Below are 19,464 nucleotides of genomic sequence, written 5' to 3' on the forward strand. Positions count from 1 at the left end.
GAAAAATTTGAGTTTATCTAAATAAATTTTTATCAAATACCATTTTTATAGCATCAGCATGACGACGTTTTGCTCTTGTATAACTTCCTGCGGCTGGTGCTGCATAAGCCTTTAAGGAAGCCAATCTCCATTTTACTAGATCGAAATTCATTAACATATAACTGTAAGCACCCATGTTTTTTGGTTCTTCTTGTGCCCAAACGTAATCATCTGCATTTGGATATTGCGCGATAATCGCTTTTAATTGTTCTACTGGTAAAGGGAATAATTGTTCGATTCTAACAACTGCAACGTCTTTACGACCATTATTTTCTCTCTCAGCAGTAATGTCGAAATAGAATTTCCCTGTACAGAAAACTAATGTTTTCACATCTGCTTTATTTACGGTTGTATCATCAATCGTTTCTTGAAAACTTCCGGTTGCTAATTCCTCAACTGTAGATACACATCTAGGATCACGCAACAAACTCTTTGGTGTAAACACCACAAGTGGTTTACGGAAGGTGGTTTTCATTTGTCTTCGCAACAAGTGAAAAAAGTTGGCTGGCGTTGTACAATCGGCAACATACATGTTATGTCTGGCGCAAAGTTGTAAATAACGTTCCATTCTAGCCGAGGAGTGCTCTGCTCCTTGACCTTCATAACCGTGTGGCAATAATAAAACAATTCCGTTTTGATTGTTCCATTTGTCTTCACCACAAGAAATATATTGGTCGATCATAATTTGGGCTCCATTACTGAAATCCCCAAATTGTGCTTCCCAAATAGTCAGTGTATTTGGATTTGCTAACGCGTACCCATAATCAAATCCCAGCACACCATATTCAGATAAAAGAGAGTTATAAACATTAAACTTCCCTTTTTTATTTTCGATTGCATTCAATACGATAACTTCCTCTTCAGAATCTTCTACTTTAACAACAGCATGACGGTGAGAGAAAGTTCCACGCTCTACATCCTGACCAGAAATTCGAACGTCAAAACCTTCGGTCAAAAGTGCGCCGTACGCTAGGGTCTCAGCAGTTCCCCAATCGATGGTGTTGTTGTCGTATCCCGTTTTTCTATCAGTAACAATTTTACTGATCTTGTTGATAAATTTCTTATCTGATGGTAAAGTAGAAACCGTTTTTATAATAGAATCTAATGCTGCTTTGGGAAATGAAGTATCATATTTTTGCAACATCTGGGCATCTGAAACCTGCTCAAAACCTTTCCATTCATTTTTCATAAACGGTGTAATGATAGTTAAATCCTTTTTACGAGATTCTTCTAAATTTACCTCTAAATTAGATTTGTATTCTTGCTCTAATCCTTTTACAAAAGTGGCATCAATTACACCCTCAGCAAGCAATTGCTCCATATAGATGTCTCTTGGATTCTTGTGCTTGGCAATAATCTTGTATAAAACGGGCTGTGTAAAACGAGGTTCATCACCTTCGTTATGACCGTATTTTCTATATCCTAATAAATCGATAAAAACGTCACGACCAAACTCCATTCTAAAGTCTAGTGCAAACGACATCGCGTGTACTACTGCCTCGGCATCATCTGCATTGACATGCAATACTGGCGAAAGCGTCACTTTGGCCACGTCTGTACAATAGGTTGAGGAACGTGCATCTAGATAATTAGTAGTAAAACCAACTTGGTTGTTGATGACAATATGAATTGTACCTCCGGTTTTGTAACCGTCTAGTTGCGCCATTTGAACTATTTCGTACAAAATTCCTTGACCTGCAATAGCTGCATCTCCGTGAACGGCGATTGGTAATACTTTTGAGAAATCGTTAGGGAAATATTTATCTTGTTTGGCTCTTGTGATTCCTTCAATTACAGCACCTACTGTTTCAAGATGCGAAGGATTTGGCGCTAAATTGATATTGATTTTTTTACCGGCACTGGTTACTTTATCAGCTGTAAGACCCAAGTGGTATTTTACATCTCCGTCAAAATATTCTTGGTCATAATCTTTACCGTCAAATTCACCAAAGATATCTTGAGTAGATTTTCCAAAGATATTGGCCAAAACATTCAAACGACCACGATGTGCCATTCCCATTACAAATTGCTCCACTCCTTTTTCGGCAGCTTTTTCAATCAAAGCATCCAATGCTGGAATAATAGACTCTCCACCTTCAAGAGAGAACCGTTTTTGACCTACATATTTAGTGTGCAAAAAGTTCTCAAAGGAAACCGCTTGGTTTAATTTATTGAGAATTGATTTCTTTTCCTCTATCGAAAATTTAGGCTGATTGTCATTTACTCCTAATTTTTTCTGAATCCACTCAACCACTTCTGGTTTTCGAATGTACATGTACTCTACCCCAATGTGCTGACAGTAAATCGTATCTAAATGAGTGATTATTTCCTGAAGGGTACACGGTTGGATATTGATCACTTTAGCAGCATCAAAAACCGTATTTAAATCCGCAGTTGAAAGTCCAAAGTTTGAAATTTCAAGTGTTGGCGATGAAGTACGTCTTTCTCTTACAGGGTTTGTTTTGGTAAACAAGTGCCCTCGTGAACGGTAACCATCAATTAATTTCAAGACATTGAATTCTTTATGAATTTTATCCGAAATCAAACTAACATCCATGTTAGTAGCTGCAAAATTTGCTATTTGCTCGACTGGGTTTTCCTCATTATAAGTCGTCATCCCAAAGTCGAAACCTTGAAAAAAACTCCTCCAACTTGGCTCAACGCTGTCTGGATTCTCTAAATATTGATCGTATAATTGTGCGAAAAATTCGGTGTGTGCTGCGTTTAAAAATGAAAACCTATCCATAATATTTAGTGAATATACCTTTTTTGTTAAAATAGTTTGGCAAAAGTACGATAATACAATAAATTTATAATTTATTTTAAGATACTTTTACGTTGAATATTGTTAAAAAACCTGAAACTTATGACTACAAATCGCATTTTGAATGATTTTAGCGCAATTTTGATGCTGCTTTCCATTATACTATCCGGTAGTGTTTTTGCACAGCAAAATGATAGCACACCGAAGATGGAAAATCAATTTTGGAAAAACGTGCAGTTTGGTGGCGGGATCGGTTTGGGATTTGGGTCAGGCTTCACCGATATTTCTGTAGCGCCAAGTGCCATTTACAACTTCAATGAATACGTCGCTTTCGGGGCGGGATTGCAGTACAAATACCTAAAACAACGCGACTTTTTTGCGTCTCATTTGTATGGAGGAAGCATAATTGCACTTTTGAATCCCATAAATGAAATTCAACTCTCTGCTGAATTGGAGCAATTAAGAGTCAATGTAAACGGGGATGGATCTAATACAAATTCTCAAAATTATTGGAATACAGGATTGTTTGTGGGAGCAGGTTACCGTTCTGGCAACGCCACTATTGGTGCGCGTTACAATGTGCTAACGGACAAAAACAATATTTATGGCAGTGCTTTCATGCCTTTTATTCGTTTTTATTTTTAATGCTTAGGCGCATTCAGTATTAACTTATTCTAATTTTCTAGTTTCCGAATTGTTCAAGGTTGAGTATTTATTCCTGAACCATACTTTTTGCCATTCTCTTTTTAAAATTAAAAAAGCAACTTGCTCCGCCAAAATTACCAAATCAGAACCGTCGAGTTTTTTTATTTCTTCTTCGGACACATCAATAATATAAAGCAGGTTCAAATATTCAGCAAACTTGTATTGAATGAGGCGGTAGATTTTTTCATGCAATTGAATCTTTAATTCGGCAGCAGTAGTACTCATTGGGAAATCTACTGCTTCATTAGCCAAATTAAAATCCTTGTTGAGCTGCTCGACTAACTTCAAATATAAATTTTCTGCTTCGACTTCACAAAGTAATAAGTCGGTATTTTTTGGAACTATAAACATATCTTTAAAATTTCAATGGCAATATGAATAGCAATTTTCAATATTGTTGTTGTTGTGGTACAATTTATTTCTGGTTAATTTTAAATACCAACTTTCAAAATCAACGTTGCTATTAATTATTGAAATTGTTATTGAAATTGAATTACACTTTCCTTCCCATTAAATTCTCTCCAAATGCCTTAAGCATAGCTTTTTTATCGTCACTAACATTCATTTGATCCAGCATTTGAAACGCTTTAAACGTAAAATCCTGAATCGCATCTTGCGTTGCTTTTGAAGCCCCAGAACTATTAAAAAGAGCTTTCACACGTTCTATTTTATCGGTGCTGTCTTCGGGTTGGATAGCAAATAAACGCTTTAATTCCTCAGCTTCTTCTTGGTTTGAAAAAGCAACTGCTTTAAGATATAAATAGGTTTTTTTATTTTCGATAATATCGCCACCTACTTGTTTGCCAAAGGTTTCTGGATTTCCAAAAGCATCTAGAAAATCATCTTGCAATTGGAAAGCCAAACCTAAATTTAATCCAAAATCATAAATCAGATTTGCATTTTCAACAGAAGTTTCTGCAATAATAGCACCCATTTTCATAGCTGCTGCTACTAAAACTGCTGTTTTATACTGAATCATTTTTAAATATTCAGGAATGGTAACATCTGTACGATCTTCAAAATCAACATCCCACTGTTGCCCTTCGCACACTTCAAGCGCAGTTTTGCTGAACAACTTTGCGAGATCTCTAAAGATGAGCGGTTCATATTGTTCAAAATATTGGTATGCTAAAATCAACATCGCATCACCAGACAGAATTCCGGTATTGATATTCCATTTTTCATGCACTGTTTCGTGTCCTCTTCGCAATGGCGCATCATCCATAATATCATCATGCACTAATGAAAAATTATGAAAAACCTCAACGGCCAATGCTGCAGGAAGTGCTTTTTTATAATCGGCATCAAAAACCTCAGCACTCATTAGCGTGAGCACTGGACGCATTTTTTTTCCGCCAAGATCCAAAATATAATGAATGGGCTCGTATAAATTTCTAGGCTCTTTAGTTTCATATTGCGATTGCAAATAATCCGAAAGAAACTCTTGATACTGCTGAATGGTATGCATTATTTTTTTGTTTAAGTTTAAAATTCATACCGTTTTGGGATGTCCTAACATTTGAATTCTATAGTCACAAAGAAACTCAAAAAACTTGAAACTTACTAAATTGTTAAAGTTACTCAAATGTTAAATAAATCAAAATACTTTGGAAACTTATTTGGTATTTAAAGTTTCCTTGTTACATTTGTACTCGAATTTAACGGTCCCAATTTCAACCTCAAATTTTATTACCTTTTATTACATCTGGTAAAGTTTAATCAAACCGCAAGTATTATGAAAACCAAATGGAACATTGACTCCAATCAATCTGATGTTCAGATTAAAATGAGACACTCAATTATCGCTTATTTAGGTGGATCGATCAATTCATTTGGCGGCTATATTGATATTGAAAATAATGAAATTGAAGACGCATCGATTGAATTCTTTTTAGACGTAAATAAAAAAGATGCTAAACTGGCACAAAAGAATGCTCATTTAAAAATGAATAATTTGTTCGATGTTCATGAATACCCAATGATCAGCTTTAAATCGACTTCGTTCCAAAAAATAAATAACAATATTAATTTTTTAAAGGGCAATTTAACAATCAAAAACATCACTAAAATGGTGGAACTTGATGCCGAGTTTATAGGAATCAATGCGTATAACGGTGCTAAAAAAGCAGGATTTGAAATCACTGGAAAAATAAACCGACAGGATTTTGGCCTAACGTACAACACCTTTACGCAAACTAGCGGATTGGCTCTAGGTCAAGATATTAAATTAATTGCAAACCTAGAATTTACCGTTTAAGACACTAATCTAAAGGGAATGTTAAAAAGCTGTAAATTTAATGGAAACTATTTTAGTTTCTAAAGTTTCCTTTGTAGCTTTGCATTTCTATAAAAATGCTATTTTATTACAAACATCACACTCATTCAGCATACCCAATATGAAAGATAAAATTATAAATAAAGCTAAGGAAATGTTTTTGAAACTCGGTTTCAAGAGCATCACTATGGATGACATTGCAGGCGAAATGTGTATTTCTAAAAAGACAATTTATAAATATTTTGCTAATAAGGAATTGTTAATTGAAGAAAGTGTTCAAGTCATTCATACAGAGGTAAATGCTATTATTACTGATATTACCTCGAAAGATTTTAATGCTATAGAAGAGAATTTTGAAATCAGACGAATGTTTGATGACATGTTCAAAGCCACTGACACTTCACCGATATACCAACTGAAAAAACATTATCCTGAAGTATATCAAAAAGTACAAACCTATCAAATAGAAATGTGCCAAACTTGCTTTCGAGAAAACATTAAAAAAGGAATTGCACAAGGCCTTTACCGAAAGGAAATAAATATTGATGCCTATGTTACTTTTTATTACGCCCTTATTTTTACAATCAATGAAAACACAAGGTCTGAACGTGAAGCTTTTGCACTAGAAATGCAAGCACTAGAATACCATACCAGAGCCATGGCAACTGACAAGGGCATACTAGAATTAGAGAAAAATTTAATTAAATCAAGCCTATAAAATGAGAAATACAATTATACTAATGACCGTGCTGCTTTCCTTAAGCATTCATGCACAAGAACTAAAAAGCCTTACCTTAAAAGATGCCATTGTATACGCACTGGAGAATAAAGCCGATGCAAAAAAAGCAAGATTACAGATAGAAAAAGGAGAGTATGAAATTAAAGAAGTGCGTTCAAGAGCTTTGCCACAAATTGCTGCAAATGGAAGCTTGAACTACAATCCTATTTTACAAACTACCGTACTTGACGGAGCTGGATTCGGTCAACCTGGCACTACCATTCAAGCTGCATTTGGTCAAAAATGGAACTCTACAGCAGGAGTTTCCCTTAATCAAGCCTTATACGACCAAGCTGTATTTGTAGGTTTGAAGGCAGCAAAATCAACTCGTGAGTTTTACCAAATAAACGCGCAATTAACCGAGGAGCAAGTTATAGAGCGTGTGGCAAATGCCTACTACCAAGTTTACGTAACACGCCAAAACTTAACGGTACTGGACAACAACCTTAAAAACACTACAAAAGTTAAGGACATCATAAAAGGACAATACGATAACGGATTGGCTAAAAAAATTGACTTAGATAGGACTATGGTGCGTATATCAAACATAAATACGTTGCGCCAGCAAACCATAAATGCGGTTACACTGCAAGAAAATGCCTTGAAATTTTTTATGGGCTTGCCAGTAGATACTCGTATTTCTATTCCAGAAACGGAATTCGAAATAACTCCAAATGCGCTTTCATTGGCTCCAGATACTACAACCAGAACCGAATACTTATTGCTTAAAAAGAACGAGCAGTTACTGGAATACCAAAAAAAATCTATTGAAGCGAACTATTACCCAAGTTTATCACTTACAGGAGGGTATAACTTCATTGGTCAAGGTCCTGAGATGCCTTGGCTCAAGAAACCTTCAGATGGAGTTTATTGGTCAGACTTTGCTTCGGTAGGGCTCAATTTACGTATTCCCATATTTACAGGATTTGGAACAAAAGCAAGAGTAAGCCAAGCTGACAATAAACTTGCTTCTATAAAAGTAGACTTAGAGGAAACTAAACTAGCATTAGATTTACAATATACCAACGCTAGAACACAAATCGAGAATAGTATTGTATCGATCAACAATCAAAAAGAGAATGCAAAGCTAGCGCAAGAAGTTTTAACCAATACCAACAACAATTATATTCAAGGTTTAGCTTCATTAACGGATTTACTTGAAGCAGAAAGCGAACTTGTGGTTGCCCAAAACAATTATACCACAGCGCTATTAGATTACAAACTAGCAGAAATACAAGTAATAAAAGCAAAAGGAGAACTAAAAACATTAACCAATAAATAATCAAAATGAAAAAAATTATCATAACCGTAGTTGTAATTGCTGCCTCACTAGGGATTATTGCTTACATACTTACTAATAACAAAAATGAGAACGAAGCTAAAACAGCTATTGTTGCTGAGAAAAATGCGACGGTATCAGTACGAACTGATGTTGTAAAAACAGAAGAAGTTTCTCTTGACTTTGTTTCTAATGGAAATTTTGAACCTGTTCAAGAACTGAAATTCTCAGCTGAAAAGTCAGGTAAAATAACCAAAATATTAGCGAAAGAAGGAGATTACGTGAGCGTAGGGCAAACTCTTGCTATTGTACGTAGTGATGTGGTAAATGTAAATGCTCAAAACGCAAACGCAATTTATCAAAACGCAGTTGCTGATTACAACCGATTTGAAAATGCCTTTAAAACCGGTGGTGTAACCAAGCAACAACTAGACCAAGCCAAACTACAAATGGTAAATGCTAAGTCACAATTAACACAAGCCAACATCAACGTGGGTGATACTAGAATCAAGGCACCAATAAGCGGATTTATCAATAAAAAACACATTGAGGTAGGTTCTATCATTACAGGAATGCCTGCAACACAATTATTTGACATTGTAAACGTATCAAAGTTAAAATTGAAAGTGAACGTGAATGAAAGTCAAGTTGCAGGATTAAAAGTAGGAAGCACAACTAATGTAGTTGCAAGCGTATATCCAGACAAAACTTTTTCTGGTAAGATCACCTTTATTGCAGCAAAAGCGGATGAAACTTTGAACTTCCCTGTAGAAATAGAAATTACAAACAATGCTAGCAAAGATCTAAAAGCAGGAATGTACGGTACTGCTACTTTTGCGTCTAACCAACAAAAACAATCCTTGAAAATTGTTCCAAGAAATGCTTTTGTAGGTAGTGTAAGTAGCAACCAAATTTTTGTGATTGAAAATGGAACCGCCAAATTAAAAACAGTAACTGCTGGTAGAATTCTAGGCGATAAAGTAGAGATATTAAACGGCCTTGAAGACGGCGAACAAGTAATTGTAACCGGTCAAATCAATTTGCAAGACGGAAGCAAAGTGGAAGTTATTAAATAAGTCTTAAAGTCGAAAGTCTTAAAGTCATCAAGAAACAGTTCAAAGCCTAAAGCACCTTAACAACATGAAATTAGCAGAAATATCCATAAAACGTCCTTCGTTAGTCATCGTATTGTTCACAATACTTACGCTAGGCGGACTATTCAGCTACAGCCAATTAGGCTATGAGTTGATCCCAAAATTTGAAACCAACGTGATTTCGATTGCAACGGTTTATCCCGGAGCATCACCCAGTGAGGTCGAAAATACCGTTACCAAAAAGATTGAAGATGCGATTTCGTCCCTAGAAAACATCAAAAAAATTGATTCTAAATCTTTTGAAAGTTTATCCTCGGTTTCGATAACATTAACATCTAATGCTGATGTAAATATCTCTATGAATGATGCGCAGCGTAAAATAAATGCCATCATAAACGACTTACCAGATGACGCTCAGGCGCCTTCACTGAACAAGTTTTCGTTGAGCGATTTACCAATTATGACCATTGGTGCCAACGGAAAAATGGACGAAGTTGCTTTTTACGACTTAGTAGACAAGAAACTTGCGCCAGTACTTTCTCGTGTGCAAGGAGTAGCTCAAGTTAATATTACCGGCGGACAAGAGCGAGAAATTCAAGTGAATCTGGATGCAGTAAAAATGCAAGCCTACGGACTTTCTATTCCACAGGTACAACAGAATATTTTATCCTCAAATTTAGATTTCCCTACCGGAAACATCCAAACTCGGGAACAAAAAATATTAATTCGTTTAGCTGGAAAATATAAAAATGTTGAAGAGTTAAGAAACTTAATTGTGTCCTCAAGAGGTGGAATCCAAGTTCGTTTAGGCGATGTGGCAGATGTACAAGACACGCAAAAGATTACGGAGAAAGTGGCTCGTGTGAACCAGAAAAATGCCATTATTTTACAAATCATTAAGCAATCAGATGCCAACGCAGTTGCTGTAAGTGAAGAGTTGGTAAAAACTATTGCGAAACTGGAAGGAGAATATAAAGCTGCCGACTTAAAACTAGAAATTGCCAAAGACAGTACAATTTTTACCCTTGAAGCAGCTGATGCTGTAGTGCACGATTTACTTATTGCAGTGCTTTTAGTAGCTTTTGTAATGTTATTCTTTTTACATAGCATTAGAAACTCCTTGATTGTAATGGTATCCATTCCTGCTTCGTTAATTGCCACATTTATTGGGATTTACTTAATGGGTTATACTTTGAACTTAATGAGTTTATTAGGATTGTCTCTCGTTGTAGGTATTCTTGTGGATGATGCGATTGTAGTTCTTGAGAATATTTACAGGCACATGGAAATGGGCAAAAACAAAGTTCGAGCTGCCTATGATGGTACAGCCGAAATTGGTGGAACTGTAGTATCGATTACGCTTGTAATTGTGGTTGTATTTTTACCAATTGCATTGAGTTCTGGTCTGGTTTCTAATATTATTACGCAATTTTGTGTCACGGTAATTATATCCACTTTATTGTCATTAGTAGCTTCGTTTACTATTATTCCATGGTTGTCATCCAGATACGGAAAATTAGAGCACATCACTGGTAAAAACCTTTTTGGAAGAATCATTCTTGGTTTTGAAAGTTATTTAACCCGTTTCATCAACTGGATCTCTGGATTACTAACATGGTCTTTGGATCATTATAAAACAACACTTGCCATTGTTTTAGTTGTATTCTTCAGCTCAATTGCATTGGTACCAGCAGGATTTATTGGTGGTGAGTTCTTTGCAGCATCAGATAGTGGTGAATTTTTAGTTCAAATCGAAATGCCAAAAGATGCTTCGCTAGAACAAACCAACTTTATGACGCAAAAAGCAGAAGCCTTTTTAGACAAAGAAGATTTTGTTCACAGTCAATTTACTATTGTAGGTCAAACTAGTGGCGGTATGGGAGCTTCACAATCAACTGCTTACAAATCAGAAATTAATGTGAAAATGGTTGAATTAGACCAGCGTGATGAACCTGCAAATGTTTACGCTGCAAAAACCAAACGTAAATTAGAAAAAATACTAGTGGGTGCCAAAGTAAAAACGGTTCCCGTAGGTATTTTAGGAACAGCTGAAGATGCTACTTTAGGACTTATTGTAACAGGTCCAGATGTAGAAAGTGCTATGAAATTTGCTATTGCTGCCGAAAAAGAATTGCGCACTATTCCAGGTGCAACAGAGATTGAATTATCGGTAGAGGACGGAAATCCTGAAGTAAGCGTAAAAGTAGACAGAGATAAAATGGCTGCACTTGGTTTGAGTTTACAAACCGTAGGTATGACTATGCAAACTGCTTTTAGTGGAAACACAGACGGGCGTTTTAGAGCTGGAGAATACGAATACGACATCAATATTAAGTACAATGCTTTCGACAGAAAAAGTATTGCTGATGTTAGCAACTTGATTTTCATCAATGATATGGGTCAACAAATCGAGTTAAATCAATTTGCAACGGTAACTGAAGGTTCTGGTCCGAGCCAATTAGAGCGTAGAGACAAAACAGCGTCTGTAACTGTTAAAGGTCAAAATGTTGGTATCTCTTCTGGAACGATTGTATCACAATGGGAAGAGAAAATTGACAAGTTGGAGAAACCAGTTGGTGTAGACTATATTTGGGGAGGACAAAAAGAGAATGAAACAGAAGGTTTTGGAACCTTAGGAATTGCTTTATTGGCTGCTATTATTTTGGTTTACTTAGTAATGGTTTCGTTATACGATAGTTTTGCACACCCATTTGTGGTATTATTTGCTATTCCGCTTTCGTTTATTGGAGCATTATTAGCCTTGGCTTTGACCAATAATACGTTGAATATTTTTACTATTCTTGGGGTGATTATGTTAATTGGTTTGGTTTGTAAAAATGCGATTATGCTTGTGGATTACACCAATCAGCGAAGAGCTGCGGGCGAGAGCATCAGAACCGCATTAATTCAAGCGAATCACGCACGTCTTCGTCCAATTTTGATGACAACCATTGCGATGGTATTTGGTATGTTCCCAATTGCATTAGCATCTGGTGCTGGTGCCGAATGGAAAAATGGATTGGCATGGGTAATTATTGGTGGATTAATAAGTTCATTATTCCTAACCTTGATTATTGTTCCAGTAATTTATGAAATCATGGAGAAATTAATTGCCAAATTCTCTAAAGGTCAAAAAGTAAATTATGAAGCTGAGATGATTGCTGATTACGAACACAGAGAATTAAATGAGGACGGAGTTACTCCAAAACACTAACACCTTCTCACATCATAACAAACGACCTGCTCTTGATAGATGCAGGTCGTTTTTTTTGTAAGTATGTTGCGTGCAAATCTCAAGTTTCGATATTTAGAATTTATCACAACGAAAATCTAACTTTGAATAACAATTGCCTTGGTCTTAATAGAAAATTAGTTGCCACATAACTAAAATCATTAACATTGATAGTCTTGAAATTATTGGTGCCAAAAACATTGTTCACTTGCGTCTCAAAATCAATTTTTTTCTTTTGAATCGTATATCGATAAATAAAATCTGCAAACACATTTTCGTCTCTTTCATTGAACAAGGTCGTGTTTACATACTCTGACTTTAGACCTAAATATTGTTTGTTTTTCAAATTAAAATTTAGATTTAAAATATGACTTTGTTGTTTTACTTGTGGTTGTTTTTGTTCCTCTAATTTGTTATTCGAAAACGTCCAACTCCCTGCGTATTCCAAGTTAAACCAATCCGTTAAATCGGTATCTATTTTACTTCCAAAAATCAAATTTTGATTTGCAATGTCTACTAAATTACCATTAATAAATTGCTGAAAATCCTGCAAAGCAAAACTGCTATTAAGCGTTAGATTTGATTTAATTGCTGAAACATATTTCCCAATTCGGGTTGAAAAATTATGACTGTATCTTGTATTTAATTGCTCAATCGCCTCAATTGAAACTGCTCCATTTCCTAAAACTTCACTTTGATACAGTAAATTATTCTCACTTTGTACATTGCTGTAGCTGGTATTAAAAAAAAGTGACTTCACAGGATTCCTAAATGAGACTCCCACATTAAAATTTTGAATTTTGGATTGTGGCAAGGGAGAATCAATTCTTTTAATACTTCGGTAATTTTCTAAAATATAACCGTAATGCAACTGGTTTATAGTACCAAATTGATTCGAAATTCCTGCTGAAGAATTAATTTTCCAAAAGGAATTTATATCATAGTTGACCGTCAGTCTAGGTTCGAAAGTAGTTTGGCTTAGGTTTTCCGATTGTTGAAGTGGAGCGTCTTTTATTGTGTACGAATGAAAATTAATTGGGGTTGACAATTCAATTCGCCAATTCGCTTTTTTAAATTGAGTTTGCAAATCAACATATATTTTAGAACGAAACCAATCTAAAGTATTCGAAAAATCAGGACTTAAAACACTATTGCTTGATGTAGCTATATCACTATTGAGTTTTTGATTCTCTAATTGCAAACCTACTTTTGACTCCAATGTAAAATACTTTACCGCTTTGATCATCGATAACATATTGTTTGTGTAATAGGTGAGTAAATCTGTATGTTGTGTAACGGAGTCGTACGGCTTATTTTCGTTAAGTAAACCTTCAAACTGTCCGGGATTTACGCGCAGTTCTTGTGGAGTTTTGTTTAATCCTAGGTATGAAAAAAGTACAAGCTTTTGTTTTCCTAATGAAAATATTGATTTCAAATTATTTGAAAACCTAAAATATTCATTACTCAACTCCTGCTTTAAACCTTCATTATTCAAAACGATATTCCCGCGCTGACTATCCCAAAAGCCTTGAAACTCCAGACTGTTTTTGAAATAATTTTTAGTTGTATTTTTTTGAAGTGTAAAATTTGTTTGCAAGGAATTGTAATAAAATTGATTGAACTTTTCCTCTAACAAATCAATTGTACCCGAAGGCGTAAAAAACTGCGTTTTGGTAAAACCCTTTTGCTGTTGATAATCGTTCAAATACGAAACATTCACACGCAATTCATAGTCTTTCTTTAGCTTTTGCAAATAATTGCTTGACAATAAGTGAATAGAATTATCAAGCCATCTCTTTTCAGAAAATTTCGGATTTGCTAATTGTTGTACTGCAAGCCAATCTATTTTCTCTGAATTGTTTTCAAATTGATTTAATAAATCTACAATCGTTAACTTTTTAAGCTGCGACGCTACATTATCTCCTGTATTATTTGTTTGATAGGTAGTGAGCATTTGTCTTCTTTTAGAGAAAAGCATCGGAGTAATATTGGCATCCCAAAGCAACGGGCTAAAGCCACTTCCAAGCCTCGCTTGACCTGTAAAAGTATAGGTGTTTTTAAGTTTGATATTGAGCGCCGTTCGATCAGAAAACTGTAAACTATCCAGTGTTTTTATAGGCTGATGGTTCTCCAGAATTTGTACTTGAGAAACCTCTTGATAAGGCAGGTTGTCATTAGCTAGATTGTATTTGCCCTCTAATAAATCTAAACCTTCAATGTAATATTTGTTGATTGCTTTGCCTTGATATAAAATTTTACCGTCAGGAAGCACTTCAATTCCGGGCATTCTTTTTAGCACATCACCAATGCTTCGGTCTTGCTCTTTTGAAAATGAATTTACCAAATAGCGCAGCGTATCCCCTTTTTGTAAAATAGGTGCTGATTTAACAGAAACCTCCTTTAAGACAAATGACTTTTCAGAAAGAATGAAATTTTTAGTTTGCGTAGTATTATTAATTGCACTTAATACGGTTTCATATCCCATGCAGCGTACCTCCAAATCTACTTCAGGATCAGTACTGACAAAGGTAATTGCAAACATACCCTTACTATCTGTAATAGCATAAGCAATGATAGCAGATGATGATTTTTTATAAATGGATACACTTGCACTAACAATTACCTTGCCTCGTGTTTCCGAAATTTGCCCTTTAATTACGGTTTGAGCATACAGGCAATTACATAAAAATAACAGCAGCCAAAAAACTATTCGCATTAATCTGTAAGTTCCATAGGATTGTTTTCAAACTTCATCTTTTCCTTGGCTCTTTGATCGGCTAAATCAAGCATTTCTTTTGGAAAAGTCATTCCACCCGAATTAATCAAGGTCGATGGTTTTTCCTTGTATCTCTTTTTTAGTTGTTTATACTCTTCATAAGTTATTTGAGTAGGTTTTTGTAATTGATCGGCAGTGTTACAAAAACTGGAACTGTTTTTTATACTTGCAACATTAAATTGATAATGTTTATTGGTATCGTAAATTGACAAAATTAAACCCGGCAAACCATGAAATTTATATGGTCCATCGGATATACTAATATCTGTGGTATACCATGCCACATACGTTCTACCCGCAAACTCAGTTGTTGCTTTTTTACAGCTATAGCCCAATATTTCTTTTTGCTCCTCATGTAATTTCCAGTCAAACTTATCTAAATTTTGATTGTAAGTAAAAGTGCCTTGTCCAAATCTATCAGTAATAATCGTTTGATTATTACTATATTCTTTTATAACTGTATAATTTATTTTCGGTCTCGGTAGTGACTTTCTATCAGGAATTGTTTGAGAATTAGCATAATTATTAGCCATATCAAACACCTTTTGCAGATTTAAACTAAGATAGTATGAAAAGTCGGTTGCGACATTTAATACCATCTGCTCTTTCTGTTTGCTAAGAGTATCCTCTTTATTCACCTGGTATGAATAATCATAGGTGATTTGATAACGTAAAGTGTCTTTTGGGAAATTTTGAGCGTAAATTAAAACTCCTGAAAACAGGAAAACAATTGTAAGAAAAAGTGATTTTATATTCATTTTTAATATTTTAAAAAAAATATGGCTGAAAATCAGCCATATCTAATGTTTATTATGACTAACAGCCAGTTACAATAAATATTACTGCAGATGCAGTAAGAAAAGCTGAATATGGAGTATAGACAGTACTATCATATTCTACAATCCACTCATTCCCGCAATCATCAAGGAATAAAAAAGATTTATCCAACTTAACAAACTTAACAATATTTAACGTACCACTATTTACCATCTGTATAAAAGTGGCATAATCAATTTTTTTAGAAGTTTTTAAATCTAAATTTTTCTCATTTACTAAGCTTTTCACTTGTTTTTCATTGATTGTGCTATTATTTGCAAAAGCAAATGATCCAATCATAGCGAACGCCAGTGTAAACATTAATTTTTTCATAATTTATAGTTTAATAGTTGCCCCATTTAGGACTTGAGCGGTTAGTTTTGGTCCTTGCAGGAAGGTTTATTGTGATTACCTATCACTATTCTATTTTTAATTTTCTTTGGGTTAAATAAACAAATTCCCTCAATTCGTAGCTACTGAATATTTTTTACAATAAAACCAATCATATCTTATTGCAAGACAAATCTGGTAAAAAAAAGCAAAATAAAGTGATTTTTAACAAATAATTAACAATATTATTCGTGTTTTTTAAAAATAAGATCCTTAACATCCTATAATTTGAAAAAATTAGCATCGGAATATTGAAAAGTCTATACTCTTTTCTAGTAAAGTACATGTAGCGTACAAAGTTGAAAAAATCCCTGATTACGACCACCGAGAATTAAGTAAGGAGGGAGTTACACCCAAGCACTCAATGCCATTAAGTTAAGTGTTTATTTGTCATTCCGACGAAGGAGGAATCTCTGTTTGTTGCGCACGTTTGTTGAGATTCCTCCTTCGTCGGAATGACACAATCGTAGGGATTATTCCTTAACTTAATGATATTGCCCAAGCACTAACGACTTCTCGGATTACAAAAAAACGACCTGCTCTTTATAGATGCAGGTCGTTTTTTTTTGTAATAATTAAGTACCAATTAAATGGCTTATAGCTTTTTAATCACATACGTCACAATACCCCAAATGATGAGTTCGTTTTCCTCGGTGACTTTTATGGGTGGATAATTTGGGTTTTCTGGCATTAGATACAAACAATCCTTTTCAACCTTCATTCGCTTGACGGTAAACTCTCCATCAATAAAACAAATGGCAATTTTGTTGTTTTGTGGCTCTAAGCTTCGATCAACAACAAGTACATCCTTGTCATCAATACCGGCATCAATCATAGAGTTTCCTTTGACCTTAATATAAAAAGTAGCCAGCGGGTTTTCACTCAATTGTTTGTTCAAATCGATACTCATTTCCATAAAATCAGCGGCTGGTGATGGAAATCCTGCTGAAACTCCTTCGTTTATAAAAGGAATGCGCAATTCACTTTCAAAATCAGGAAAGTAAAAAGTAAGTTTGGATGTTTTATTTACTGGCATTTTATTTCAAGTATATCTTTAAAACTGGTGGTATATCTAGGTGACAAATGGTTTTGTTTCATATTCCAAGTCAAACTTAAATTTTGTGAGGCTAGTTTTATTTTCTTGTCGCCTATTTTAGCATTCAACCCATCAATTACTTTCATTAGTTGTAAATGTTTGGGATTTTCTTCCTCAAAAAGATCAAACTGTTTTTTATTTTCATCAATAAGTTCAGTAACAATTACACCTGCTTTTTTAAATTTTAAATGCTCATTACCTGCATGAAGTTTTTTCAGTAAGGCTATCGCAGCATTGGCAATGGTCAATGTAGAATTAGAACCATAAGGTAATGTTACGGCGCAATTAAAATAATATTTAGATGTTTGTATGCTGTGTTTGTCTACAACTAGCATGACTATTATGGTGTGGCAACATGATTTTTGCTTGCGTAATTTCTCGGCACATTGCGCTGCAAAAGTAGCTACACGTTCTCGTAATAAATCAAACTCCGCAATTTGTTTAGGAAAACTTCTGGTAGTAGCAATGCTCTTTTTTTGGGTAGCAATAGGCTCTAGGTCTAATACTGATTTGCCTTCTAGTTCATACTTTAAACGCATTCCTAGTACACCCATTTCTTTCTTTATCCAAGCCTCATGTTGGGGTGCGGTAAAATCAAGAGCCGTTACTATATTTCTAGCTTTCATTTTCTTATTCAGTCGATGTCCTATTCCCCATACATCTTCAATCTTAGTCCATTTAAGGGCTTTTACTCGTTTTTCATCACTGTCTATAACATAAACACCTTGGGTTCTGTCTTGGAATTTCTTAGCAATTTTATTGGCTACTTTTGATAATGCTTTTGTTTCGGCAAAGCCAATGCAAACCGGAATACCTACCCATTTGTGTACTCGGTTCTTCATTTGAATTCCATACTGGTGATAGTCCGCGATTGACAATCCATCAAAATTTAAAAAAGCTTCATCAATACTATAAATCTCTAAGTTTGGTGTAAACTGCTCCAGAACCTTCATTACTCGATTGCTCAAATCACCATACAAGGCATAATTTGACGAAAATAATTGCACATCATGCTGTTTTACAATTTCTTTTATTTGAAAAGCGGGCGCTCCCATTGCTATTCCTACCGCCTTCGCCTCATTACTTCGTGAAATAACACAACCATCATTATTAGACAAGATTGCAACAGGTTTCCCGTTGAATTTCGGCTGAAAAACACGTTCGCATGAGGCATAAAAATTATTACAATCGACTAAAGCATACATCCTGCAAAATTACTCAATATCCCTCGATGCGACTTCGTAACAGAAGTTAATTTTAAACACTGTTGATAAGTAGTTTTGTGTAAAACGATTATCCAAAAAGAACTTTTTATTCTTGTTTTAGAATTATTTCTGGTTCAGAATCAAAAGAACAAGCAGTGAATAAAAAAGCGAAAGCCTTAAATTAATCTTAATAGTATCCTTTTAGTAAAATTTTTTTATGTTTTTATTAAATTACAAATTATTGATTTTAAATACTTTAAAAACAAAAAGTCAATAAAAGCTATAAAACTAAGAAACCATCATTCAAATTTTTGGCATGCTACTTGAATATACCTAATCAAATAAGTAAAAAGCGAAAGCCGAAAAGCTCAAGAGTAGGCAAAATTCAAAATTGAAGTATCATGAAAAAAATTACCTTTTTAGTTGCTAGTATTTTCATATTTGGAGGTAGTGTAGCAAGCGCAACAGAAAAAATCGATTTTTCTGTACAGAGAAAATCTCTAGTAGATTTTAGAAATGATGATCCGATTGTGTTCACAGAACGAGGAATTGAATTTTATGTGTTTCCTGACGGGCAACTAGATTTTAATACACGTCCTACAACCAATGGCGACATGTATTACAGATCAAAAGGCAAAAACGGTGTCAACAAAACGTATGGTGCACCAGGAAATAGCCGAAAAGGCAATTATGGCGTAAAAGTAGAACATGACAACCTAGGCAGAGTAAGACAAGTGGGAAATGTGTTCATTAACTACGATGCTAACGACCGAGTAAAACGAATAGGATCTGTATACATGACTTACAACCGTTATGCCTTAGAGCGAGTAGGTGGTTTAGAAATCATTTACAACCGTCGTGGTCAAATTGTTGATATTGTTGGATCTGTAAAAGGAGGTGGCCGTTATGCCTACAACCAAGACAACGATTATGGTTATGATCACAATACGAATGATGATCGTGATGATGATAATGATGATGACCATTACTATTACAGAACAAATGGTACAAAAGC

The 19,464-nt window shown here is 34.8% G+C and carries 14 protein-coding genes and 1 pseudogene; 7 read left to right on the forward strand and 8 right to left on the reverse strand.

Going from position 1 to position 19,464, the window contains the following annotated elements; translation table 11 throughout:
* Positions 1–13: 13 nt before the first annotated feature.
* The gene (locus AC061C_RS07125) at positions 14–2,785 is read right to left on the reverse strand and encodes a 2-oxoglutarate dehydrogenase E1 component (RefSeq protein ID WP_478290596.1); all 2,772 of its coding nucleotides are present in this window, start codon (positions 2,783–2,785) and stop codon (positions 14–16) included.
* A 120-nt stretch (positions 2,786–2,905) separates the two neighbouring features.
* Between AC061C_RS07125 and AC061C_RS07130 the strand changes: the two genes are divergently transcribed.
* The gene (locus AC061C_RS07130; RefSeq protein ID WP_478290597.1) at positions 2,906–3,448 is read left to right on the forward strand and encodes a hypothetical protein; all 543 of its coding nucleotides are present in this window, start codon (positions 2,906–2,908) and stop codon (positions 3,446–3,448) included.
* A gap of 24 nt (positions 3,449–3,472) precedes the next feature.
* On the opposite strand, the gene AC061C_RS07135 is transcribed toward AC061C_RS07130, so the two are convergent.
* Positions 3,473–3,859: a hypothetical protein gene (locus AC061C_RS07135; RefSeq protein ID WP_478290598.1), complete on the reverse strand. Its 387-nt coding sequence runs from the start codon at positions 3,857–3,859 to the stop codon at positions 3,473–3,475.
* 142 nt (positions 3,860–4,001) lie between these two features.
* Positions 4,002–4,976 (reverse strand): polyprenyl synthetase family protein, encoded by a 975-nt coding sequence (locus AC061C_RS07140; RefSeq protein ID WP_478290599.1) that lies wholly within the window; start codon positions 4,974–4,976, stop codon positions 4,002–4,004.
* 267 nt (positions 4,977–5,243) lie between these two features.
* On the opposite strand from AC061C_RS07140, the gene AC061C_RS07145 reads away from it, so the two are divergent.
* The 5 genes from AC061C_RS07145 (at position 5,244) to AC061C_RS07165 (ending at position 12,148) form a co-directional block, all read left to right on the forward strand.
* Positions 5,244–5,765 (forward strand): YceI family protein, encoded by a 522-nt coding sequence (locus AC061C_RS07145; RefSeq protein WP_478290600.1) that lies wholly within the window; start codon positions 5,244–5,246, stop codon positions 5,763–5,765.
* Between the two features lie 139 nt (positions 5,766–5,904).
* Positions 5,905–6,501 carry a TetR/AcrR family transcriptional regulator gene (locus tag AC061C_RS07150; protein ID WP_478290608.1) on the forward strand — a complete coding sequence of 199 codons (597 nt, stop codon included), beginning with the start codon at positions 5,905–5,907 and terminating at the stop codon, positions 6,499–6,501.
* A 1-nt stretch (position 6,502) separates the two neighbouring features.
* A complete protein-coding gene (locus AC061C_RS07155; RefSeq protein ID WP_478290601.1) occupies positions 6,503–7,843 on the forward strand; it encodes a TolC family protein in 1,341 nt (446 codons plus the stop codon).
* Positions 7,844–7,848: 5 nt separating this feature from the next.
* Positions 7,849–8,916, forward strand: a complete 1,068-nt coding sequence (locus AC061C_RS07160) for an efflux RND transporter periplasmic adaptor subunit (RefSeq protein ID WP_417976584.1) — start codon at positions 7,849–7,851, stop codon at positions 8,914–8,916.
* A gap of 64 nt (positions 8,917–8,980) precedes the next feature.
* Positions 8,981–12,148 (forward strand): efflux RND transporter permease subunit, encoded by a 3,168-nt coding sequence (locus AC061C_RS07165; protein ID WP_478290602.1) that lies wholly within the window; start codon positions 8,981–8,983, stop codon positions 12,146–12,148.
* Positions 12,149–12,251: 103 nt separating this feature from the next.
* Here the strand turns inward: AC061C_RS07165 and AC061C_RS07170 are convergent, their stop codons facing one another.
* The 5 genes from AC061C_RS07170 to AC061C_RS07190 form a co-directional block, all read right to left on the reverse strand.
* Positions 12,252–14,882 carry a hypothetical protein gene (locus tag AC061C_RS07170; protein ID WP_478290603.1) on the reverse strand — a complete coding sequence of 877 codons (2,631 nt, stop codon included), beginning with the start codon at positions 14,880–14,882 and terminating at the stop codon, positions 12,252–12,254.
* Positions 14,882–15,700 (reverse strand): GLPGLI family protein, encoded by an 819-nt coding sequence (locus tag AC061C_RS07175; RefSeq protein WP_458566433.1) that lies wholly within the window; start codon positions 15,698–15,700, stop codon positions 14,882–14,884. The genes AC061C_RS07170 and AC061C_RS07175 overlap by 1 nt, the downstream gene beginning before the upstream one ends.
* Positions 15,701–15,758: 58 nt before the next feature.
* On the reverse strand, positions 15,759–16,091 hold the full coding sequence (locus tag AC061C_RS07180) for a hypothetical protein (RefSeq protein ID WP_458566432.1): 333 nt from the start codon (positions 16,089–16,091) through the stop codon (positions 15,759–15,761).
* Positions 16,092–16,743: 652 nt separating this feature from the next.
* Positions 16,744–17,184 (reverse strand): LexA family protein, encoded by a 441-nt coding sequence (locus AC061C_RS07185; protein WP_086455031.1) that lies wholly within the window; start codon positions 17,182–17,184, stop codon positions 16,744–16,746.
* Entirely contained in the window at positions 17,175–18,449 is a 1,275-nt protein-coding gene (locus tag AC061C_RS07190) for a Y-family DNA polymerase (RefSeq protein ID WP_478290604.1), read from the reverse strand. The genes AC061C_RS07185 and AC061C_RS07190 overlap by 10 nt, the downstream gene beginning before the upstream one ends.
* Before the next feature lie 401 nt (positions 18,450–18,850).
* On the opposite strand from AC061C_RS07190, the pseudogene AC061C_RS07195 reads away from it, so the two are divergent.
* A pseudogene (locus tag AC061C_RS07195) lies at positions 18,851–19,464 on the forward strand (hypothetical protein); the annotation flags it as partial.

This window comes from Flavobacterium sp. GNP010, assembly GCF_056428945.1.